The 20,625-nt window shown below is 70.7% G+C and carries 20 protein-coding genes; 13 read left to right on the forward strand and 7 right to left on the reverse strand.

What is annotated here, in order from left to right; all coding sequences use genetic code 11:
* Nucleotides 1–81: 81 nt before the first annotated feature.
* The 3 genes from DN069_RS27505 to DN069_RS27515 form a co-directional block, all read right to left on the reverse strand.
* Nucleotides 82–525 (reverse strand): acyl-CoA thioesterase, encoded by a 444-nt coding sequence (locus tag DN069_RS27505; RefSeq protein ID WP_111505398.1) that lies wholly within the window; start codon nucleotides 523–525, stop codon nucleotides 82–84.
* Nucleotides 526–656: 131 nt separating this feature from the next.
* Nucleotides 657–1,115, reverse strand: a complete 459-nt coding sequence (locus DN069_RS27510; RefSeq protein ID WP_243639799.1) for an ATP-binding protein — start codon at nucleotides 1,113–1,115, stop codon at nucleotides 657–659.
* Between the two features lie 147 nt (nucleotides 1,116–1,262).
* The gene (locus tag DN069_RS27515) at nucleotides 1,263–2,216 is read right to left on the reverse strand and encodes a hypothetical protein (RefSeq protein ID WP_111505402.1); all 954 of its coding nucleotides are present in this window, start codon (nucleotides 2,214–2,216) and stop codon (nucleotides 1,263–1,265) included.
* Between the two features lie 554 nt (nucleotides 2,217–2,770).
* On the opposite strand from DN069_RS27515, the gene DN069_RS27520 reads away from it, so the two are divergent.
* A complete protein-coding gene (locus tag DN069_RS27520; RefSeq protein ID WP_133260052.1) occupies nucleotides 2,771–4,297 on the forward strand; it encodes an APC family permease in 1,527 nt (508 codons plus the stop codon).
* Nucleotides 4,294–4,875 (forward strand): mycofactocin system transcriptional regulator, encoded by a 582-nt coding sequence (mftR, locus tag DN069_RS27525; RefSeq protein ID WP_111505406.1) that lies wholly within the window; start codon nucleotides 4,294–4,296, stop codon nucleotides 4,873–4,875. Before DN069_RS27520 ends, mftR begins: the two co-directional genes overlap by 4 nt.
* A gap of 28 nt (nucleotides 4,876–4,903) precedes the next feature.
* On the opposite strand, the gene mftG is transcribed toward mftR, so the two are convergent.
* Both mftG and mftF read right to left on the reverse strand, forming a co-directional pair.
* Complete coding sequence (gene mftG / locus DN069_RS27530) at nucleotides 4,904–6,466, reverse strand: mycofactocin dehydrogenase MftG (RefSeq protein ID WP_111505502.1); 1,563 nt, start codon at nucleotides 6,464–6,466, stop codon at nucleotides 4,904–4,906.
* 2 nt (nucleotides 6,467–6,468) lie between these two features.
* A complete protein-coding gene (gene mftF / locus DN069_RS27535; RefSeq protein WP_207892280.1) occupies nucleotides 6,469–7,980 on the reverse strand; it encodes a mycofactocin biosynthesis glycosyltransferase MftF in 1,512 nt (503 codons plus the stop codon).
* Between the two features lie 72 nt (nucleotides 7,981–8,052).
* Between mftF and mftA the strand changes: the two genes are divergently transcribed.
* The 5 genes from mftA to mftE are packed head-to-tail and all read left to right on the forward strand — an operon-like array spanning nucleotide 8,053 to nucleotide 11,666.
* Nucleotides 8,053–8,184, forward strand: a complete 132-nt coding sequence (mftA, locus tag DN069_RS27540) for a mycofactocin precursor MftA (RefSeq protein WP_111505408.1) — start codon at nucleotides 8,053–8,055, stop codon at nucleotides 8,182–8,184.
* A 10-nt stretch (nucleotides 8,185–8,194) separates the two neighbouring features.
* Nucleotides 8,195–8,485, forward strand: coding sequence for a mycofactocin biosynthesis chaperone MftB (mftB, locus tag DN069_RS27545; RefSeq protein ID WP_111505410.1), 291 nt, complete (start codon nucleotides 8,195–8,197; stop codon nucleotides 8,483–8,485).
* A 28-nt stretch (nucleotides 8,486–8,513) separates the two neighbouring features.
* Nucleotides 8,514–9,734, forward strand: coding sequence for a mycofactocin radical SAM maturase (gene mftC, locus DN069_RS27550; protein ID WP_111505412.1), 1,221 nt, complete (start codon nucleotides 8,514–8,516; stop codon nucleotides 9,732–9,734).
* 34 nt (nucleotides 9,735–9,768) lie between these two features.
* On the forward strand, nucleotides 9,769–10,962 hold the full coding sequence (gene mftD / locus DN069_RS27555; RefSeq protein ID WP_111505414.1) for a pre-mycofactocin synthase MftD: 1,194 nt from the start codon (nucleotides 9,769–9,771) through the stop codon (nucleotides 10,960–10,962).
* Nucleotides 10,962–11,666 carry a mycofactocin biosynthesis peptidyl-dipeptidase MftE gene (mftE, locus tag DN069_RS27560; RefSeq protein WP_111505416.1) on the forward strand — a complete coding sequence of 235 codons (705 nt, stop codon included), beginning with the start codon at nucleotides 10,962–10,964 and terminating at the stop codon, nucleotides 11,664–11,666. Before mftD ends, mftE begins: the two co-directional genes overlap by 1 nt.
* Before the next feature lie 68 nt (nucleotides 11,667–11,734).
* Here the strand turns inward: mftE and DN069_RS27565 are convergent, their stop codons facing one another.
* Both DN069_RS27565 and DN069_RS27570 read right to left on the reverse strand, forming a co-directional pair.
* Nucleotides 11,735–13,180: an MFS transporter gene (locus DN069_RS27565; RefSeq protein WP_111505418.1), complete on the reverse strand. Its 1,446-nt coding sequence runs from the start codon at nucleotides 13,178–13,180 to the stop codon at nucleotides 11,735–11,737.
* Nucleotides 13,181–13,334: 154 nt separating this feature from the next.
* The gene (locus tag DN069_RS27570) at nucleotides 13,335–13,964 is read right to left on the reverse strand and encodes a TetR/AcrR family transcriptional regulator (RefSeq protein WP_133260053.1); all 630 of its coding nucleotides are present in this window, start codon (nucleotides 13,962–13,964) and stop codon (nucleotides 13,335–13,337) included.
* Between the two features lie 121 nt (nucleotides 13,965–14,085).
* On the opposite strand from DN069_RS27570, the gene DN069_RS27575 reads away from it, so the two are divergent.
* From DN069_RS27575 to DN069_RS27595, 6 genes are all read left to right on the forward strand, one after another.
* Nucleotides 14,086–14,739: an SDR family oxidoreductase gene (locus DN069_RS27575; RefSeq protein WP_279387935.1), complete on the forward strand. Its 654-nt coding sequence runs from the start codon at nucleotides 14,086–14,088 to the stop codon at nucleotides 14,737–14,739.
* 51 nt (nucleotides 14,740–14,790) lie between these two features.
* Nucleotides 14,791–14,937 carry a hypothetical protein gene (locus tag DN069_RS41005; RefSeq protein WP_207892282.1) on the forward strand — a complete coding sequence of 49 codons (147 nt, stop codon included), beginning with the start codon at nucleotides 14,791–14,793 and terminating at the stop codon, nucleotides 14,935–14,937.
* A gap of 25 nt (nucleotides 14,938–14,962) precedes the next feature.
* Complete coding sequence (locus tag DN069_RS27580) at nucleotides 14,963–15,937, forward strand: alpha/beta hydrolase (RefSeq protein WP_207892283.1); 975 nt, start codon at nucleotides 14,963–14,965, stop codon at nucleotides 15,935–15,937.
* Nucleotides 15,919–17,502: a flavin-containing monooxygenase gene (locus tag DN069_RS27585; RefSeq protein ID WP_111505422.1), complete on the forward strand. Its 1,584-nt coding sequence runs from the start codon at nucleotides 15,919–15,921 to the stop codon at nucleotides 17,500–17,502. Before DN069_RS27580 ends, DN069_RS27585 begins: the two co-directional genes overlap by 19 nt.
* A gap of 1,049 nt (nucleotides 17,503–18,551) precedes the next feature.
* Nucleotides 18,552–20,027 (forward strand): helix-turn-helix domain-containing protein, encoded by a 1,476-nt coding sequence (locus DN069_RS27590; protein ID WP_243639800.1) that lies wholly within the window; start codon nucleotides 18,552–18,554, stop codon nucleotides 20,025–20,027.
* Nucleotides 20,024–20,593: a helix-turn-helix domain-containing protein gene (locus DN069_RS27595; RefSeq protein ID WP_243639802.1), complete on the forward strand. Its 570-nt coding sequence runs from the start codon at nucleotides 20,024–20,026 to the stop codon at nucleotides 20,591–20,593. Before DN069_RS27590 ends, DN069_RS27595 begins: the two co-directional genes overlap by 4 nt.
* Nucleotides 20,594–20,625: the final 32 nt, after the last annotated feature.

Raw genomic sequence — 20,625 nt, forward strand, 5'->3', positions numbered from 1 at the left:
CGGTCCGCCTCGGCCCCCGCGCCGCGTAACCACCCTGCCCGGGCACTGCCCCTCGGCCTCCGGCCGAGGGGCAGTCGGCGTTCAGACCGCGACGGGCTGGTCCTCCAGATAGTCGGTCAGGACGGCCCGCTCCTCAGCGGTCAGCCGTCGCGGCCGGGCCTCGGAGAGGTCGTAAGGGACCATGACGGTCGCCGCCCTTGCGTACACGGTGTTCCCGGCCCCCGCGACGCCCGGGGTGTCCTTGATCTCGTAGGCCACCGTGAACGACTTCTCGCCCAGGTCGGTCAGCCAGGTCTCGACCGTGACCGGCTCCGCCCGGTAGACCAGCGGTCGCAGGTAGTCGACTTCGTGACGCGCCACGACCGAGACCTCGGGGAAGGTTCTTTGCGTGGTTTTCCCCGCTCCAGAGAGGGTGAAGTCGATGCGGGCCTGTTCGAGGTAGCGCAGGAAGTTCACGTTGTTGACGTGTCCGAACGCGTCCATGTCGGACCAGCGCAGGGGGCAGGTGTAGGTGCGGCGAGCCACGGGATCTCCATCGGTTGCGGGTGCTGCCGTAAGCCTGCCAAGCCGATGTTGCGTCCCCGGCCCGTCGATGTTGCGTGGGGGTGACGTGCCTCCGGCCCGGGAGTGAGGTACGTCATGGCTGGTGGGAGGGGCTATGCCGCGACCGGCAGGTCCGCCCAGTGGGTCGTGCGGCTGCCCGTGAGGCGGGTGCCGTGGGCGGCCGCCATAAAGTCGACGATCATGCTGCCCCGTCCGTGCTCGTCGGGTTCGCAGCTCGAGGTCCATGCGCCGGGTTGGCGAGCCGGGCCGCCGTCGGTGACCTCGATGCGCAGCAGCCGGTGCCCGCACGGCTGCGCCAGGTGCAGGGCGACCGGGGGCAGGGCGTGCTCGACGGCGTTGGTGACCAGCTCGGAGACCGCCAGGACGACCTGGTTGGCGGCCTCCTCCCCGACGTTCCAGGCCCGCAGCGCGGCGAGGGTCAGGCGGCGGGCGATGCCCGCGGCCTCGGGGTGGTGCGGCAGGGTCCACTCATGTGCTGCGGTCGAGGCGGAGGGGCGGTCGCCCGCCGTCGCGGAAGCCGGCAGGACGGTACAGGTGTGAGAACCACTCACACGGGAATCGATCGTGGCGTACATGGCGACCGCCTCCGGCAGTGCTGGGGATGGAACTGCGTCCAATCTGCCGGTCCCGCAGCGTTCGGGTGAGCGTGGAACTACCTGTTCCGCTACGTGTCGCCCGGTCTGGCCAAAGCGTCCGCTTTACCGAAGTGCCGCCGAGCGGCGGGCGCGGGCGCGCCAGCGGGTGAACTCCTCGACCGAGTCCCCCTGCCAGTTCCAGGGCCACGGCACCACGGTCGAACCGAGCAGGCGGAACACCGGCGAAGCGTCCGGCACACGCCCGGCCTGGACCAGCGCGTAGGCGAGGACGTTCAGATCGGCCGCCGCGGCGGCGTGCTGGAGGAAGTCCGGCCTGGCCGCGAGCTCGACCCCTCGGTCCAGCACCCCTTGGGCGTTCGGGCGGCGCCACCACAGGTCGCCCAGGATCGCATTGAGCTGGTCCTTGGAGGTCGCGCGGTGGAAGGCCTCGACGGCAGCCGTCAGCTCCAGGGCCGCCGCCGGCGCGTCGGCCGGCATCCGGGCACGCTGCACCTCCACGAACTCCCGCGCGAGCCCGGGGCCGCCGAACTCCGCTTCCGAGAAGTATCCGAGCATCTGCAGGTGCGCCTCACGGTTCCACGGGTCTCGCCGCACTGTCTCACGCCAGACCAGCTCGACCTGCCGCTGAGGGCTGCGCAGCAATCGGAGCAGTCCGATCAGCGCGACCAGCGGCAGCGGATCGTGGGGTCGTGCAGCGCCGGCTTGATGGCATCGCTGAACCGCCGACGGCAGCTCACCGGCCGACTCGCCGTGACGGACGCGCAGGCCCTCGGTCCAGGCGTTGAGAACCAGCGCGTTCGCGCTGTTCGGCCGGCGTGACAGCCAGGACCGGTCGAACCCAGACTCCATCGAGGTCTCGGCCATGACGGAGACCCGGTGCCATCGCCGGTCCCAGTCGATACCGGCCTCCTCGATGAATTGCTCGGCGAACTCGACGAGGAAGTCCCGCGCGTCCGGCATCGCCGGCGGCCGCTGGATCTTCTTGCAGATCCGACCCAGCCCCGCGTCGTTCAGCTCCGGTTGCAGACGCGGGGTGCTCTTCCCGAACAAGGCCATTGTCGCCACTCCTGATCATGCGTCAGTGAGCTCGTCCGTCGCGTGGGGGTGGGTGGCTGGAGTCCGGAATGAGCCCTGGTGTGAGGGCAGCTGACGCGCAACTCAGGCAGGAGGAAGCCCTATTGGGGCGAGAGATGGCGCAGCCTCGGCCCGGAATGACCTGTTCCGGTCACCGGGGGTGAGCGGGAGCCTACCAAGAGTCGAAACGGGTGCCGGCCGCGGGCCTGCCTAAAACCTGCAGGGCCCCGCGGTCCAGCCCCGCACCGAGCGTCCGTGGCCAGGGGCGAGGGAGGATCCCTGGGCCGTCGTCCTCGGTGATTCGGTGGTCCGCCTCGGTTGGTCGATCCCCGCCGCGCCGACCACCCGACTCGCGCTCCGCGGTCCGAAGCTACGGCTCGCCCCCGAGATCCACGCGACGGGGACCGTTTCGGTACCCGGATGGGGGATTCCGGGGGAGGTCCCGGCGCCGTGGCGGGCGCTCAGGGCGGGCGCACATCCCCCAGTCGGGTGTCGACCCGACAAGCGGTGCCCGGGCCACGAGGCGCCGCCCTACGGTGTCGCGATCCTCGGCCGCTTCCCGGCTGACACAGGCCTTCCGAGATCGGAGACCCAATATCGTGCACAGCCCCTCTGCGTTCGACCGGGCGAGACCGCCTGCGGAACCTTCCCCGCGCCTCAAGGGCAATCTCGGCACCGGTGGTCTGCTCCTCACCGCGCTGGCACTGAACGCACCGCTGGCCATGATGGCCGGCTTCATGCCGGTCCAGATCGGATTGGGGCTCGGCTCCGCCACGCCGCTCGTGTTCCTCGTGGTCATGGTGCTGGTGCTGGTCTTCGCCGTGGGACTGGTGACGATGGCGCGTCACATGCGGCAGCCCGGCGCGTACTACACATACATCACGGCTGGCCTCGGACGGATCCCTGGCCTGGGGGCTGGATTTCTCGCCCTCACCGGCTATCTCCTGCTCGGTTGCGGCTCGTACGTACTCTCCGCGATCCTTGCGGACAACCTGTTCCATGGCTTCCTGCACGGGCCGTCGCTGCCCTGGTGGCTCTGGGCGGTCGTGGTGTGGGGACTGGTCACCGTCCTGTCGCTGTTCAACATCGACGTCTCTACCAAGGTGCTCGGCGTCTTCTTGTGTATCGAGGTGGCCATCGTCCTGATCTGGGACGCGCGAGTGCTGGCCAACGGCGGTCCGCAGGGGCTCGGGTTGGACGTCACCGCCCAGTTGGGCACCGGGTCGCCAGGGGTAGCCCTGCTTTTCGGCGTGGCCAGCCTCATCGGCTTCGAGTCGCTCCAGGTGTTCCGCGCGGAGACCCACAACCCGTTCCGCACCATCCCCCGGGCGAGCTACCTCACCGTCGTCTGCCTGGCCGGCTTCTACGCGCTCGGCTCGTACTCCTACCTCGTGGCCTTCGGCACCGGTCCGGCGCTCGCCAGCGCGGCTTCGCCGGCGGCCAGCTTCCTCGGCAGCCTCGGGCAGTACGCCGGGGCCGTGGTCCGAGACCTCGCCAACGTCATGCTTCTCACCAGCGCTTTCGCGGCTCTGCTGGCCATCCACAACATCACCGCTCGTTACTGCTTCACGCTCGGACGCGACGGCGTGCTGCCCACCTGGCTCGGGCGCGTCAACAGCCGCCACCACTCGCCGACTCAGGCTGCGGCCGCTGTCGCCCTCGCCATCTTCGTTCCGCTCGCTTTGGTCGCGGTTCTGCACGTCAACCCTGTCACCGCCTATGTGGCGATGGCCGGACTCGGCATCTGGACGGCCATCCTGCTGATGTTCGTCACATCGTTCGCAGTCGTCCTGTTCTTCCGTAATCGCCCCGGTTTGGAAAGCTCAACGTGGAAGACCTGGACCGCACCCTCGCTCGCGGTCATCGGCTTCGGCTGCGTGGTGGCCCAGGCGACGCTCAACAGCGGCGTGCTCATCGGTGGCAGTTCCGCCGTGGCGACCTGCTGCATCCTCGCCGTCGTGGCCGTCGCCGTCGCGGCCATGCTCTACGCCGCGTGGCTGCAAACCGGACGCCCGCACACGTGGGCGCGAATCGGCGAGCAGGACGGCCAGGCCGTCGAATGAACGGTGGGCGTCCGCCCGCGACGTCGTGCGGCGAACTGGAGCGGCTGGGGTTCGACATGTTCGCCCGGCAGGGCTTCGACCACACGACGGTCGACGACATCGCCGCTGTGGCGGGCATCGGACGCCGGACCTTCTTCCGCTACTTCGCCTCGAAGAACGATCTCGTGTGGGGCGACTTCGGGGGCCACCTGGCCAGACTGGAGCGACTGCTCGCGGTCTCGGACCCGGCCCTGCCGCCCATGGACGCGCTGCGCCGGGCCGTCATCGAGTTCAACCGCTTCGACCCCGCCGAAGTGCCGTGGCACCGGCAGCGTATGAAACTGATCCTCACCGTCCCGACCCTGCAGGCGGACGCCACGCTGCGCTACGCGGCGTGGCGCCGGATCGTCACCGGGTTCGTCGCGACGCGCGCCGGGCTGCCGCCCTCCCACATGACGCCACGTCTGGTCGGGCACGCCGCCCTCGGCGCGGCACTCACGGCGTACGAGTGCTGGCTAGCCGACGCGGACGCCGATCTGGCCGCATTGCTGGACGAGGCTGTGCGACGACTCGCCGACGGTCTGACTGCGACGCCCTGACCGTGGCGTCCTGGCCCGGAACGGGCCGTCAGGAGAGTCCGCGCCGCATGGCGTCGGCGACGACCTCCCCGACAAGTACCGCCGTCGCGGCCGGGCCGCGCAGCGGCGCGGTGGGCAGGACGGAGGTGTCCGCGACCCGCAGCCCCGAGACGCCGTGGACCCGGCCGTACTGGTCGACCGCCGCGTACCTCTCATCAGAGCCCATGGGCGCCGTCCCGCAGGTGTGGTGGGCGGTACCGAGATTGCGGCGGACCCACTCGTCGAGCGCGTCGTCACTGTCGAGCACCTCACGGCCTAGCCCCAGCAGCCCCTGGGAGACATCCTGGAAGGCGCTCGTGGCGATCAGCTCCGCGGTAGCCCGCACGGCCTCGCGCAGAAGGCGGCGGTCGCGCGGGGCGGTGAGGTACCCGTAGTCGATGCGCGGGGGAGCGGCGGGGTCGGCGGAGCGCAGGGAGAGGCGACCGCCAAGCCGGGGAGTCTGGACGGAGACGAGGAAGGCCAACGGAGCGCCGGGTACGGTCACCGTGCCGCCGACGAGGCCTGCCATCGGTACCAGGGACTGCAGGATCTCCAGGTCGCCGGGGTGCGTCCGGTCCGACGAGGACAGGTGCAGACAGCCGCCGAGCCATGAGTCGGCGGGCGCGCCCAGGTCGCGCTTGGGAGCCCACTCCAGCACGACCTGGGGGTGGTCGCTGAATCGGCGGCCGACAGTAGGGGAGTCCACGACGAGATGGATCCCGAGTCGTTCCAGGTCGGCCCGAGGCCCGATGCCGGACAGTTGCAGCAGCTGCGGGGAGACGAACGCCCCGGCACACAGGACGACCTCGCCCGCGTGCAGGGCCACCTCCTGCCCGTTCTGCCGCGCGACGACGCCTGTGGCGCGTCCGTTCCGGACGACGACCCGGTGGACCTCGCAGTTGCCCACGACGGTGAGATTGGGACGGCCGAGCGCCGGCAGCAGGTAACTGACACCGGTGTTGAGCCGCAGGCCGTCGACGGAGTTGCTCGGCACCGGGCCGAAGCCCGGTGCGGCCTGGTCGTTCTTGTTGGGTTCCAGGGGATGGCCGAGCTCGTCGGCCGCCGCGCGGAAGGCCAGCGCGGCGGGGTGGGTGAGTGACCCTCGGCGTATCCGGACCGGACCGGAACCCCCGTGCAGATCGCTCAGGCCGTAGTCGAGGTCCGTCTCCAGGGCACGCAGGAAAGGCAGTACCCGGTGGTACCTCCAGGCCGGGTTGCCGGCTGCGGACCAGCGGTCGAAGTCCTCGCGCCGGGCCCGGACGAAATAGCCTCCGTTTACGGTGGTCGAGCCGCCGAGATGCCGGCCCCGCACCACCGTCCAGGGCCGTTCGGGCGTCAGACGCGCGGCATAGCGCTGGACGGCCGGGTGGCCCGGCTGCGCGCCGGGGACTTGCCGCGCGTCGAGCAAGTCGAAAGGAAAGTATGGAGGACGACGGGGAATCAGCCCGGCGTCGAGGAGCAGTACCGTGCGCCCGGCGTCCTCGCTCAGGCGCCCAGCGAGCGCGGCGCCCGCGGCTCCGGCCCCGACCACGATGACGTCGGGCGTACAGGGCCTGGTGAATACATGACCCATCGTCAGTCCGACTGGCTGGTCGGGGGCGTGATGCCGTCGGCCGACGACCACCACAACCGCGGCAGCAGCGGGGCAGTCGTGCGCTCCCGGAGACAGCCGCGCCAGACACCGACGCTGTAGGCGACATCGTCGGCGAGGCGGATCGCCGCCCAGGGCACGACCGGAGTCCCGGGACGCGAGCGCCGGTACTCCAGCAACGCGGGCAGCACGGTGGCAGCGGCCAACGGCAGCCGCGAACGCGGCACGGCGGCCGCCACCGGGAGCACCAGCGGCCACCACGTCCGGGTCAGCGTCCGGCCGAGCTGTTCCCCCGCCCGGAGCGTGCCGCCGCCGCTCAACCGGGCCGCCATAGTCCACGGTCGGTCACACCAGATCGAGAGTTTGCGGGCCAGAAGCGCGGTCGTCCCGGCGGCGAGCAGCGCACCTGCGACGGGCCTTCGCGCCAGAACCAGCCCCCACGCCGCCGCACTCCAGCCAGCCATCGAGGCAGCCGGCAGCAGCCCCGGGTGCCGGACCGAGAGCGGTGCGGCGGAGGTGCCGTACTGGACGCGCTGAGCCAGCCACTGGCGCGGACGGGTCCGGTGCTGGTGCGCCACGGACACCGAAGGGTCGTAACGGACGTGGTGGCCCTCGGCTGCGAGCCGCCACATCAGATCGACGTCCTCCCCGACCCGCAGGGTCGCGTCGAAGCCCGTGCCTGCTGCCGAGCGGCGCACGATCAGCGCCGCGCTCGGTACGTAGGGCACGGCCGCGCCCGGCCGCACGATCGACTCCGCAGGACCCATGTCGAGGGCCGACCGCTCGGCTTCGTAGCGACCGAGCAGCCCGCTCCCCGGCCCGTCCGCCACGATGCGCGGTGCGACGGCGGCCACGGCGGGGTCGGCGAAGTGGGGGAGCAGCGCATCGATCCAGCCCGGACGCGGCAGGCAGTCGGAGTCCACGAAGGCGACCAACTCGGTCGTCGCACAGGCCAGTCCCGTGTTGCGCGCGGCAGCCGGCCCGCCGTTGGAGGCACGGCGCACCAGCCTGGCGCCGGCCGCGCGTGCGACCTCCGCCACAGCAGCGGGATCGGCCGAGCCGTCGTCGACGACGATAACCTCCGTGCCTCGACAGCCGCTCAGGCAGCGCGCGAGCTGCTCGCTCCGGTCCCGGACCGGCACCACGACCGTCACCGACGGGCGGGTCGCGTCCGACGGCGGCACCGGATGCATCATGCCCGCCTGGACCAGTCGGCGGGCCAGCAGCCCGGCCGATCGCCCTGCCCCGACGGGCTTGCCGTCGAGCCACGCGCCGATCATCGGGACGGCGCGGGCCGTGAGGCGCATCAGGCGGTAGGGGGCGCCGCCGAGAAGGACCCGCCCGTCCTGCCGGATGCCCAGGCTCGGGTCCGGGTGCAGTCGGAAGTCGGCGGGGAGCGGCGGGACGTCGATCATCCCACCAGCGTTCCCGGCGGCGTCCTCCGCGTCGATCCCCCAGGTGGGCAGGGTGTGCGCCGCGCTCACCGCTTTCGGCACCCGGTGTCATTAGCTGGCCTCCGTGGACGCGGCGGACCGTCGCGTCCCGACCGGACAACAAGGAGGACTCCCATGACCAACGAGCCCCCGGCCGCCGCGCCGACCGCCGCCGCGGACCTCCCCCCGAGCGGGGATGAGGAGCTGATCGAGGAGGCTCTGCTCGTCGAGGAGGTCTCCATCGACGGCATGTGCGGCGTCTACTGAGCAGCCGGCCATGTCCGCGCAGATCCACGCCGACGCCGACTTCGATCTGGACGCCGCCTGGCGGCTGCATCCCCAGGTCGCGGTCCGGCCCGAGCCCTTCGGGGCGCTGCTGTACCACTTCGGCACCCGGCAGCTGTCCTTCCTCAAGGACCGCCGGCTGCTGGCCGTGGTGCAGGAGCTGGCCGACTGCCCGAGCGCCGCGGAGGCCTGTCGGGTGGCGGGCGTCGAGCCCGCCACCCTGGCGCGCTACCGCGCCGCGCTGGCCAGGCTGGCGCACTCTCACATGATCGCCCGCACATGATCACTGAACGGACCTGAGAGGGACCGACATGGCATTCTCGTCCGAGGCACCCCCGAGGCCCGTGCAGGCGGGCCGCCTGGTGGACCACTTCCAGTACGGTCTCGACGCGCCCATCTGTCTGACCTGGGAGCTGACCTACGCCTGCAACCTGGCGTGCGTGCACTGCCTGTCGAGTTCCGGGCGGCGCAACCCGCGTGAGCTGACGACCGACGAGTGCAAGGCCGTCATCGACGAGCTGGAGCGCATGCAGGTCTTCTACGTGAACATCGGCGGTGGTGAGCCGACCGTCCGCCCGGACTTCTGGGAGCTGGTCGACTACGCCACCGCCCACCGGGTGGGAGTGAAGTTCTCCACCAACGGGGTCCGGATCACCCCGGAGATCGCGCGGCGGCTGGCGGCCAGCGACTACGTGGACGTGCAGCTCTCGTTGGACGGAGCCACGGCCGAGGTCAACGACGCCGTGCGCGGCGCCGGTTCCTACGCGACCGTGCTGCGCGCCATGGAGAACCTTGCGGCGGCGGGCATGCGCGGGTTCAAGATCTCGGTGGTCGCGACCCGTCACAACATCGGCCAGCTGGACGCGTTCAAGGCGCTCGCCGACCGGTATGACGCGCAGTTGCGGCTCACCCGGTTGCGGCCCTCCGGTCGCGGCGCGGACGTGTGGGACGAGCTCCATCCCACCGCGGAGCAGCAACGGCAGCTGTACGACTGGCTGGTGGCGAACGGTGACCAGGTCCTCACCGGGGACTCGTTCTTCCATCTCTCCGCCTACGGAGAGGCGCTGCCTGGCCTGAACCTGTGTGGCGCCGGGCGCGTGGTCTGCCTGATCGACCCGGTGGGCGACGTCTACGCCTGCCCCTTCGCGATCCACGACACCTTCCTGGCCGGCAACGTCCGCGACGTGGGTGGCTTCACCCGGGTCTGGCGCGAGTCGGAGCTGTTCCGGGAGCTGCGGCAACCGCAGACGGGCGGCGCCTGCACGAAGTGCTCGGCGTTCGACGCCTGCCGGGGCGGCTGCATGGCCGCCAAGTTCTTCACCGGCCTGCCCCTGGACGGCCCCGACCCCGAGTGCGTCCAAGGCCACGCCGAGGCACTGCTGGTGGGCGGTGACCGTGCCGCGTCTGCCCCTCGCCCCAGTCAGGACCACTCCCACCGGGGCCCGGTACGCGGGCAGCCGGTACTGCTCGGCTTGCCCGCCCGGCGCGAGAGCCGCCCGGCGCGCATGTGCGACGAGAGCCCGCTGGCCTGAGCTCACCCGACACTCACGACCTGAAAGGGGCCTCATGCCCAACGCATGGTTCGAAACCGTCGCCGAAGCGCAGAGACGGGCGAAGCGCCGCCTCCCGGCGTCCGTCTACGCCGCTCTGCTCGCAGGCTCCGAACGCGGCACGACCTACGAGGACAACATGGCCGCCTTCGCGGAGGCCGGATTCGCTCCGCACGTCGCCGGGCTTCCCGCCAAGCGTGACCAGGCCACGACCGTGCTCGGTGAGTCGATCTCCCTGCCGGTGATCATCTCACCGACCGGCGTGCAGGCCGTACACCCCGACGGTGAGGTCGCCGTCGCCCGCGCCGCGGCGGCACGGGGCACGGCGATGGGGCTCAGCTCCTTCGCCAGCAAGCCGATCGAGGAGGTCGTCGCGGCCAATCCGCAGACGTTCTTCCAGATGTACTGGATGGGCGACAAGGACTCGATGCTCGGGCAGATGGCGCGCGCCCGGGCGGCCGGCGCCAAGGGTCTGATCGTCACCCTAGACTGGTCCTTCTCGCACGGCCGCGACTGGGGCAGCCCGCACATCCCCGAGCGCCTCGACCTCAAGGCCATGGCGCGCTTCGCCCCCGAGGGCATCACGCACCCGCGCTGGCTCCTCGCCTTCGCCCGGTCACGGCGGCTGCCCAACCTCACCGCCCCCAACCTGACCCCCGTCGGCGAGAAGGGTCCGACCTTCTTCGGCGCGTACGGCCAGTGGATGCAGACGCCGCCGCCCAGTTGGGAGGATGTCGCCTGGCTGCGCGAGCAGTGGGGTGGGCGGTTCCTGCTCAAGGGCGTCTGCCGCGTCGACGACGCCAAACGCGCCGTGGACGTGGGCGTGGACGCCCTCTCGGTCTCGAACCACGGCGGCAACAACCTCGACACCACGCCGGCGACCATCCGCGTCCTGCCCGCCATCGCCGAGGCCGTCGGCGGCCAGATCGAGGTGCTCCTCGACGGTGGCGTGCGGCGGGGGAGCGACGTCGTCAAAGCCCTGGCGCTCGGCGCCCGCGCCGTCCTGATCGGACGCGCCTACCTGTGGGGTCTGGCTGCAGGCGGGCAGGCGGGCGTGGAGAACGTGCTCGACATCCTGCGCGGCGGCATCGATTCGGCCTTGCTGGGCCTCGGGCGCTCCTCGATCCACGAGCTCACGCCCGAGGACGTCGTCCTGCCGCAGGGCTTCACCCGCCCCCTCGGACTGCCGGGGCCGAGCGGGACACGGTGATGACCGAACTCGCGTCGCTCACCTGGACCGAGGTCGCCGACCGGGCACGGCGAGGCACCGTCCTCGCCGTGCCCGTCGGTGCGACTGAGCAGCATGGCCTGCACCTGCCGATGTCCACCGACACCGACATCGCCGTCGCCCTGGCTCTGCGCCTGGCCGATCAGGTCGCCGGCATCGTCGTGGCCCCCGTCGTGGCGTTCGGCTCCAGTGGGGAGCACCAGGGATTCCCCGGCACGCTGTCCATTGGGCAGGACGCTGTCGAACTGCTGCTGGTCGAGCTCGTCCGGTCGGCGGCCCTGACGTTTCCTCACGTGGTCTTGGTCTCGGCGCACGGCGGAAACGCGCAGCCCGTCGTCCGGGCTGTGCGGCGTCTGCGTCGGGAGGGCCGGTGCGTCCTGGCGTGGGCCCCGCGCTTCGGCGGGGACGCCCACGCGGGCCGCACCGAGACCTCCGTGATGCTCGCCCTCGCGCCTCACAACGTGCGGCTCGACGCCGCAGAGGCTGGCAATACCGACTCGATCCAGAGCCTTCTCCCGCGGCTCCAGGTCCACGGTCTGCTCGGCGTCACGGCCAACGGCGTGCTCGGCGATCCGGCCGGCGCGAACGCCGAGGAGGGCGAATGGTTGCTCCAGCGGGCCGGGGCCGAGCTCGCGGGTCTGGTGGCCGGACATGCCGCTTGCCGCGTGTTCGGCGGGACCGGGTGAGGGTCGGATCCTCCGAACACGCGGCAGTCCGCGCGGTGTTGTCCGGTCCGGCGAGCCGGACCGGATTCCTATGCCTCTTGGGCTTCCTGGGCGAACACGAGGTGCTCGCCCCGGTGGCGCAGCCGGGAGACGCCGGTGACGACCAGGACCAGCACGGCGAGGCCGCACGTGATCAGGAAGCCGTCCGTGTAGAGGTAGGGCTCCGGCACGCCGACCTGCGGGACAGTGGCGACCGTGAGCAGCCCGCTGATCAGCGCCGAGCCGAACGCGAAACCGATGGCCATGACCGTGCCGGGAATGCCCGCGGCCATGCCGGCCTTGTGCTCCGGCACGACCAGCTGCGGCACCGCGAAGGCACCGCTGTAGCCCACGCGGCTGCCCGCGCCGACGAGCGCGGCGCCGACGAGGTACTGCCACGCCTGCTGGTGCGCGAACGCGAGCCAGCCGAGCCCAAGCACGGACACCCCGGCACCGACGACTAGGACGCTGGCCGCGTGGCCCTTGTGAACGGCCCGCTCGGCGGCCTTGCCGCCGACGAACATCATCAGCGCGAACGGCAGCATCAGCAGGCCAGTGCCCAGAGCATCGACCCCGAGGCCGTATCCAGCCGCTTTGGGGGTCTGCGTGTAGTAGCTCACCAACACCAGGAACGCGGCGTCGATGGCGCCGAACAGACCGGCGGCGAAGCAGGCCGGGGTGACGAAACGCTCCTTCAACACCGTCAGGTCGAACACCGCGTGCTTGGCCCGGCGCTGGACCACGGCCCACACGACGCCCGCGACGACGCCGCCGACCAGGAGGTAGAGCGCCGCGTTGCCCCAGATCTGCCCCTGGGTGAGGGCGAGCAGCACCGCGGTGACCCAGCCGATCATCGACACGGCGCCGAGTACGCCGATCCGCTCATGCGACTCTGGCCGGGACGCGGGGACGACGACGAGCAACGCCACCGTCGTGGCCGCGAAGGCTGCGGCCAGGATGTAGAAGAAGGCAGACAGGGACAGGGTCTTGACCGTCAGTCCGCCGCCGACCATGCCGAGGACGGTCCCGGAGCCGGTGGCCATGATGAGCACGCTGACCGCCGTGGCGACCGCGCCGCCGCTCAGGTGCCTGCGCAGGAAGCCGAGCGGAAGCAACTGTGCCGCACCGCCGAAGCCGAGGAGTACCGAGCCGACGAGGAGCGTCGGATAGGAGTCGCCGACGGCGGGTATGAGCGCCCCGACCGTCAGACAGCCACCGGACAGCAGACAGGTGATGCGGTCGTTGAGCACATCGGCGAGCCGCGGGATCACGACGAACCCGGCTCCGCCGCCCAGCGTGAGGGCGGTGAAGATCCAGGTGGACGCCGAGACGCCGAGTCTGAACTGTGCTTGCATCAGCGGCAGCAGCGGCGGCAGCATGAAGGCGACTGCGTTGGTGACGGTGGCCAGCACGGCCGCGACGGCGATGAGCGGGCCCCGCCGGGGGCTCGTCGTCGGCTCGGCGGAAACCTCAGCGGCTTCTGTGGATTCAGCCATGTGCGTCTCCTACGGTCACTGTGACCTCCAGGTCAGGGGGGAACCAGCCGAAGTCCGGTGACAGTACGGCTGAGCCAGGACGACCAGGCCACAGTGACCAGGAACACACCCAGGTGGGGGAGAACCCCTGGCAAGGGAGGCTGCGGGGGACCGCTCAGCGCGGGCCGATCAGCCGCTTCATCGACTCTTTCATCGCGTCGCCGGCGCCCTCCAGCGAGCCGCCCGCGCGCAGGACCCGATTGATCAGCTCAGTCAGGCCCCCGACCAGGATGACGGCCCGCTCCCACGACAGCGGCTCAACGCCCGCACTCGCCATCATCGGGCCCCGCGAGAGTTCCATGTAGAACGCGCAGTAGAACTCGGTGTCCTTCTCCCACACTTCGGAGTACTGCCCGCCAAGCAGCACCAGCTCGCGCGGAATCGTCATCGACAGCGCCGGATCACGCGCGACCGCCGCGAGGAAGGCGTCCACCGCAGCGTCGATCTGCTCGTCCCAGGGAGCCGTCCGGTCCACCTCTGTGGCCACCGCTCGGCGCAAGGTCTCCGCCCAGTCGTCCGCGAGATCGGCCAGGCATGCCTCCTTGCTCGCGAAGCACTCGTAGAACGACCGCTTCGACGTCCGCGCGTTGCGCACGATGTCGGAGACCTGGGTCTGCTGCAGGCCCTTTTCGCGGATCGACTGGGCCAGGCCGTCGAGCAGCCGCCGACGCATGGGGGCGGCCGGAGACGCGGCGGACTGTGGGGTCGACGTTTTCTCGATCACGTTGCTGCGGTTCGTTCCCAAGGATTGACGGAGCTTTGGTACCCATGGTTACCATACCCCACTCGAGTCTGGTACTCATGAGTACCAGGCCGGGAACGGGGGGCACATCGCATTCGGCATTCGGAACGGAGTGATGGCTTTCATGGTCAAGCGATGCCGGCCCCGACCGCTCGCCGGACAGACAGTGGTGATCACAGGTGCCGCCTCGGGCATGGGGCGCGCCCTCGCACAGCGGCTCGCCGCGCACGGTTCACCGGTCGCCCTCGTCGACCAAGACGAGGACGGCCTGCGGGACACAGCGGCCTCAATCGACGGACCGTGCCTGGCTCAGCAACTCGACGTCCGCGACCGGGAGAGGCAGTTCGAATTCGCGGCGGAAGTGGCCGGCTGGGCGCCGCGGCCCATCGGGGCCGTGTTCAACAACGCGGGCGTCTTCGTGGCGGCGCCCTTCGCGGCCGAGGACGTCGCGGACGACGAGTGGCTGCTCGGCATCAACATCGACGGTGTCGTGAACGGGGTGCGGGCCTACCTGCCGCTGCTGCTCCGCCAGGGGTCCGGCGCCGTCGTGAACACCTCCAGCATCTACGGGCTGGCCGGTGTTCCGTACCACACCGCTTACTGCGCTTCGAAGTTCGCCGTCCGGGGATTCACCGACTCGCTGCGGCACGAGCTCGCCGGCACAGGGGTCCGGGCCGTCACCGTCCATCCGGGTTTCGCGAAGACCGAGATCGTGCGCAACGGGCGAACCCGCGACCCCGAGGGCCGCTCGCACGACGAACTGGCTGCCGGATTCTAGGCCGCCGCCCCCACGACCGCGGAGAAGGCCGCGGCGATCATCCACCGGGGCGTGGACGCAGGCAAGGCCCGGATCCTCGTGGGCCCCGACGCCCGTGCCTTCGACGCCGTCAGCCGCCTGACGCCGACGCACTACTGGACGGTCCTCCGCCAGGTCGAGCGCCTGCTCGAACGTTTCGGCCGACCCACGACGACCTGACCACCGGACACATGAGACAGGAGACATGACCATGCCTCTGGAACCAGCATCCCGAGATTTTCTGGCCCAGTTGGCCGAGGCCGGGGGCCCGGCGGTCGACCACTGGACACCCGCGATCGCCCGGATGAGCGATCTGATCCTCGCAGGCCTGAGCGGGCCGGGCCCCGCGGTCGGATCGGTCCGGAGCCTTGAACTCGACGGCAAGGGAGGGAAGTTCCGGGTGCGGGTGCTCAAGCCCGAGGGCGAGCCGAAGGCGGTCCTCGTGTACTTCCACGGTGGCGGCTGGGTCGTCGGCGACATCGACCTGCAGTACGACCACGTGGGCCGACGGCTGGCCAACCTGACCGGGTCGACCGTGGTGATGGTCAACTACCGAAAGGCCCCAGAGCATCCATTCCCGATCGCCATCGAGGACAGTTATGTCGCCCTGAACTGGGCTGCCGAGCATACCGCGGAGCTGGCCTCCGAGGGCGTCCCGTTGATCGTCGCCGGCGACAGCGCCGGCGGCAACATCAGTGCGGTGATGACGCTGTGGGCGCGCGACAAGGCGGGACCGAAGATCGACTATCAGGTCCTGGTCTATCCGGTGACCGACTGCGACGTGAACACGGCGTCCTACCTCGCGCCTGAGAACCAGCTGCTGCTGGACCGGGACGCCATGATCTGGTTCTGGGACCACTACCTCGGCCACGAGAAGGTCCGCAAGCACCCGGACGCGTCTCCGCTGCGCGCGGAGAGCCACGCCGGGCTGCCCCCGGCGCTGGTCTACGTGGCCGAGTACGACCCCCTGCACGATGAAGGCGTCGCCTACGCCAAGGCTCTGGAGGCCGCCGGCGTGACGGTCACGTTCGCGGTGGCCGAAGGGCAGATGCACGCCTACTTCCAGATGGCGAAGCTCCTGCCCGGATACGACGACGGCATGCAGCTCGTCGCCGGCCACATCAACAGCTTCGTCGCCGCCTTCGACAAGGAACCTGACCCATGCGCGACCACGACGTGATCGTTATCGGCGCCGGATTCTCCGGCCTCTACCAGTTGCACCGGCTCCGGCAGCTCGGGTTCGACGCCCATGTCCTCGAGGCCGGCGGCGACGTCGGCGGCACTTGGTACTGGAACCGCTACCCCGGGGCACGCTGCGACGTCGAGTCGATCGAGTACTCCTACTCGTTCGACCCCCGCCTCGAGCAGGAGTGGGACTGGAGCGAGCGGTACTCCGCGCAGCCAGAACTTCTCGCATACGCCCAGCACGTCGCAGAGCGGTACAGCCTGCGTCAGGACATCACCTTCGACACCCGCGTCGAGAGGCTGGACTGGGACGACGACGCGACCCGGTGGACGGTGATGACCGGCGACGGCGAGACCCGGGCCGCGCAGTTCGTGATCGCGGCAACCGGGTGTCTCTCAGTACCGTCGCGGCCGGTCTTCGAAGGGCTCGAGGACTTCGCAGGAGAGCTGTATTGGACCTCGAGTTGGCCCCATGGCGGTGTCGACCTGGCGGGCAAGCGAGTAGCCGTCATCGGCACCGGATCGTCCGGCCTGCAGACCATCACCGCGATCGCGCCGGTCGTCGGTGAACTCACCGTCTTCCAGCGCACGGCGAGCTTCGCCGTGCCGGCTCACAACGGGCCGAACGACGAGCGACTGGCCGAGGCCAGAACCCGCTACCGCGAGATCCGGGCGTCGAGCCGGATGTCGTCCAGCGGCTTCCAGTGCCCTGACAGCACGCGGCTCCTGGCGGAAGCCGATGCCGAGGACGTCCGGCGCGAGTTCGACAGGCGTTGGGCCGATGGCGGCCTGTGCTTCACCGACGCCTTCCAGGAGATCCTCACCGACCTGGCCGCCAACGAGGCTGCCGCCGAGTACGTGCGCAGCCGGATCCGCGAGAAGGTCAAGGATCCGGTGCTGGCTGAGAAGCTGTCGCCGCGCGCGTACCCGATCGCCAGCAAGCGGATGTGCGTCGACACCGGTTACTTCGAGGTGTACAACCAGGACAACGTGTCGCTGGTGGACCTCTCGGAGGAACCGATCCGGCGCATCACCGGTCGGGGGATCCTCGCGGGCGACACCGAGCACGAGTTCGACGTGATCGTTCTGGCGACGGGATTCGACGCGATGACCGGTGCCCTGGGCGCCATCGACATCCGCCACGGCAGCCGGACGCTGAGGGAGAAATGGGCCCACGGCCCGCGCACCTACCTGGGCCTGATGTCCGCCGGGTTCCCGAACCTGTTCACGGTCACCGGCCCGCAGAGCCCGTCTGTGCTGTCCAACATGATGACCTCCATCGAGTACCACGTCGACTGGATCAGTTGCGCCCTGGAACATCTGCGCGAGCATGGCCTGAGTCGGATGGAGCCGACGCTCGAGGCGGAGGACAACTGGGTGAACACGACCAACGACCTCGCGGCCCTCACGCTCATGCCGCGGGCAGCATCGTGGTACATGGGCGCGAACATCCCGGGCAAGCAACGGGTCTTCATGCCCTTCGTCGGCGGTGTCGGCACCTACCGGCAGATCGGTGAAGCAGTGGCGATGTCGTACTACCACGGATTCGAGTTGAGCTGACCGGCAGCCAATCGGCCTGGCCTGGAGGGGGCGGCCCCTCGGGTGCTCGCCGGAGGTCCAGCTCCGTCAGCAGCGGGACACCGATGAGGCAGCCGCTGGCGAAGTGCGTCGCTCCCACTCCACTCGGTTCCACGTGGGACCTGTCCTGGTTTGCCGCCGTCGGCGCCGCGCCAGTGCGTGGGCGACGCCGGGGTCCGCGGCTCTGTTCGCCGCGGCCGCGGGCGCCTTCCGGCGCCACGGCTCCATGTCGACCTTACGGTCTTCGACCGGCACCACAGACCCTGGCGCAGCGCGGCAAGGGCTGCGGACACGGACACACGAGGATGGACGCCGCAAGTCACTCGGACGCGCTTGGTCGACTGAGTCGTTGTGCCGACAGTATTGTCTCTTCCGTCCGGCACTCGCGTTTCACGGTTGTCTTGTTGTGATCGCGGTCGTCCAGGTGCCGTCGTCGCACCACCTGACTAGGGCTTCTTCCCTCTGCTCCGTCCGCTTGGACCCCGCAGATCAGGCGATCGCCCGGGCCGCTGCCGACTGTCTGTGGGAGCGCGAGGCGTGCGCCTTTCGACCCCGATTCGACCCGGGCTTTTCCTGACTGCTCAGGCATTCGCCTGACCTGCGGCGTTGTATAGCGGCGGACGAGTCGGCCATGTACGCCGGGTTCTTCCGCCCCACCTTTCCGACCTGCACCGATGGGGTAGCGAACCGGTTGTGACCTGCGGGAAGGGCAGTCAGAGGCAGTCAGAGGGCGTCACAGGCAGTCATGCTGCTTGGCCCCTGATTGGCCCCGCTGGCCCCCGCTTGGCCCCGGGCTGATGCTGTGAGCGCTCGCCTGCCTCCGAGCGGTGCCGGACGCACGAATGCCCCCAGGAGTGGAGTCCTGGAGGCTTCGCTGGCACCGATTGGAGGTCGGTTCCGGGCACCACCCGCGGTTTTGACGGGCCTGGGTGGTGTCCTTGTCCTTGCGAGACACGACCAGGATGCCATCTCCTGTCTTCCCTCGGCAGCGGTCCGAGGAAGCGCCTTCGACCCAGTCTCATCGCCTGCAGGTGGCCGCACCCGGCGGTCTCGGGCTGGGCAGCCTCCCGCCGGCGGCGGCCGATCTGATCCTGCTGGGTGATCTCGGTGGCCGGTACGCGACCGGTGCCTATTCCCGGTTCGGCGGCGACGGTGTGGTCCGGCCGCGGGAGCGGCGGCAGGCGGAGTCCGAGCACGGTCACCGGATCACGGCGGCCATCGCGTGCCACGTGGCCCGCGCCGGCGGGACGGTCGAGCAGCTGACCTGGCTGCTGTTGCATCCGGAGCACGAGGGCGGCCGCCACGCGCAGGTGATCGCGCTGCGGTCCGGACACGCCCGCGCCCAGGGGTATGTCGAACGTGTCTGGGCCAGCGCGCTGGCCCTGGTCGAGTCCACCACGGATGTCGCGTCCCGCGGCGAGGCGCATGAGGATCTGGCGCGGTTGCGGGAGTGCATCGAGACGACGTCGTGGCGCGGTGAGCGTGGCCGGACCGCGTTGCGGGTGCTGCGGGCGCACCTGAACTTCGCCCAGGCCGCCGGTGGCCGTTTGCACTTCGCGAGTGAGCGGCAGGCGGCGGAGGAGGCTGGGATCTCCCGGCAGACCCTGCGGCAGGCCTACGAGCTGGTGCTGAAGCCGGGCGGTTGGCTGCGCCGGCTGCGGGTTGGCTCCGGCACCGAGGGATCGACCTGGTACCTCGCCGACGGCCCCGCCGCCCTTCAACCTGCCGCTGTGTCTCGTGATCAGCCCAGTCAGTGCCCCCCCGACGGGGAGCTTGGGGAGTGGACCACCCCTGAGACGGACACCGGGGCCGACGTCGATTCCCGGGTCATCGGCTTGCTGATGGGGCACGACGCGTTCGCCCACCACGCGCTGGGTTCTTCCGCGTTGATGGTCATCGGCGCTCTGCACGCTCGCCCCGGCCAGACCCCCGCCGAGCTCACGGTCTCCGCGTCGCTGTCGCGGGCGACCGCCTACCGCACCGTCGCCCGCCTGGAAGGTCACGGTCTCGTCCAGCGGTCCGGCGCGGGCTGGTCGCTCACCGTCCAGGCACTGCAGGGCGTCGGTGACAGCCTTCCGGAGGCTGTTACCGCGCCCACGCCCGCGCCGGCTGCCGAACACGAGCACGCGGTCAGCGGTTGGGGCGCGCTCGCGACGGCTTACGGCACCGCCGGCGTTGCCGCGGTCCGGCGCGCTATGCACGCGGCGGAACGCGCCGCCTACCGCGCCGCCTTGGCCGCCATGGATGAGCGGCGCAGCCCCGCCCTGACGGCCGTGGTCGACGGCCGAACCGTGTTGGTGCCCGGCCCGCGCGCCGACGAGATCCCCGCCGGCTGGCACGGCCCGGATGGAACGGTCCTGGACCCGGTCACCGGACGGGCCGTGTCGGGCTGGCAGGTCGCCACCGACGGGCGCCTCATCCTCCTCAGCCCCGGCGACGACCGCAGCTACGACGAACTCGTCGCCGCCCACACCACCGCCCTGCACGAATGGGAGACCGCAGCATGACCACCACGCCCGCCCGCCCCACCGGCTGGAGCCCGGCCCGCCAGCGCCAGGCCCTGGACCTGGCCGCCCGCTACCGCCACGGGGAGACAGTGCGCGAGCTCGCCACCGCCACCGGCCTGTCCCGCGCGACCATCTTGAACCGGCTGAGGCTGGTCGACACCCCCATGCGCACTGCGCAGCAGACCCGCGCACTTCGCCAGGGTCCCGACCGCGCCCGCCTGGCCAACCAGATGCGCAGCGACTACCAGCGCGGAGCCACGGTCGCAGGTCTCGCTGACCGGCACGGCCTGTCGGCGCGGACGGTGCGCCGACTGCTCCGTGAGGCAGGCACTGTTCTGCGCTCCAGCGCCGAGACCCGCCGGCTCACCCGCGCCGGGCAGGACGCGGAGCGCCAGCGGCAGATAGACGAGCTGCGCCGCTGGTACGAGGCCGGGGTCAGCGTGCCCGCGCTCGCCGCCGTGCACGAGTGCTCGCCCTCGACCGTCTACCGGCTGCTGCACCTCGCAGGTACCACCCTGCGCCCACGTGGCCGAACCATCACCGGCCCCGCCAGCGCACCACCGTGAACGGGAGACCGATGCGGCCACTCAGCGCCGCC

Source organism: Streptacidiphilus pinicola (assembly GCF_003258295.1).
GTDB lineage: Bacteria > Actinomycetota > Actinomycetes > Streptomycetales > Streptomycetaceae > Streptacidiphilus > Streptacidiphilus pinicola.

Coding starts and splice junctions, on each gene's coding strand:
- DN069_RS27515 (WP_111505402.1), bottom strand. CDS start 2,216: ATGGCCTTGTTCGGGAAGAGCACCCCGCGTCTGCAACCGGAGCTGAAC.
- mftR (WP_111505406.1), top strand. CDS start 4,294: ATGAACGGTGGGCGTCCGCCCGCGACGTCGTGCGGCGAACTGGAGCGG.
- mftG (WP_111505502.1), bottom strand. CDS start 6,466: ATGGGTCATGTATTCACCAGGCCCTGTACGCCCGACGTCATCGTGGTC.
- mftA (WP_111505408.1), top strand. CDS start 8,053: ATGACCAACGAGCCCCCGGCCGCCGCGCCGACCGCCGCCGCGGACCTC.
- mftB (WP_111505410.1), top strand. CDS start 8,195: ATGTCCGCGCAGATCCACGCCGACGCCGACTTCGATCTGGACGCCGCC.
- mftC (WP_111505412.1), top strand. CDS start 8,514: ATGGCATTCTCGTCCGAGGCACCCCCGAGGCCCGTGCAGGCGGGCCGC.
- mftD (WP_111505414.1), top strand. CDS start 9,769: ATGCCCAACGCATGGTTCGAAACCGTCGCCGAAGCGCAGAGACGGGCG.
- mftE (WP_111505416.1), top strand. CDS start 10,962: ATGACCGAACTCGCGTCGCTCACCTGGACCGAGGTCGCCGACCGGGCA.
- DN069_RS27565 (WP_111505418.1), bottom strand. CDS start 13,180: ATGGCTGAATCCACAGAAGCCGCTGAGGTTTCCGCCGAGCCGACGACG.
- DN069_RS27575 (WP_279387935.1), top strand. CDS start 14,086: ATGGTCAAGCGATGCCGGCCCCGACCGCTCGCCGGACAGACAGTGGTG.
- DN069_RS27580 (WP_207892283.1), top strand. CDS start 14,963: ATGACCATGCCTCTGGAACCAGCATCCCGAGATTTTCTGGCCCAGTTG.
- DN069_RS27585 (WP_111505422.1), top strand. CDS start 15,919: ATGCGCGACCACGACGTGATCGTTATCGGCGCCGGATTCTCCGGCCTC.
- DN069_RS27595 (WP_243639802.1), top strand. CDS start 20,024: ATGACCACCACGCCCGCCCGCCCCACCGGCTGGAGCCCGGCCCGCCAG.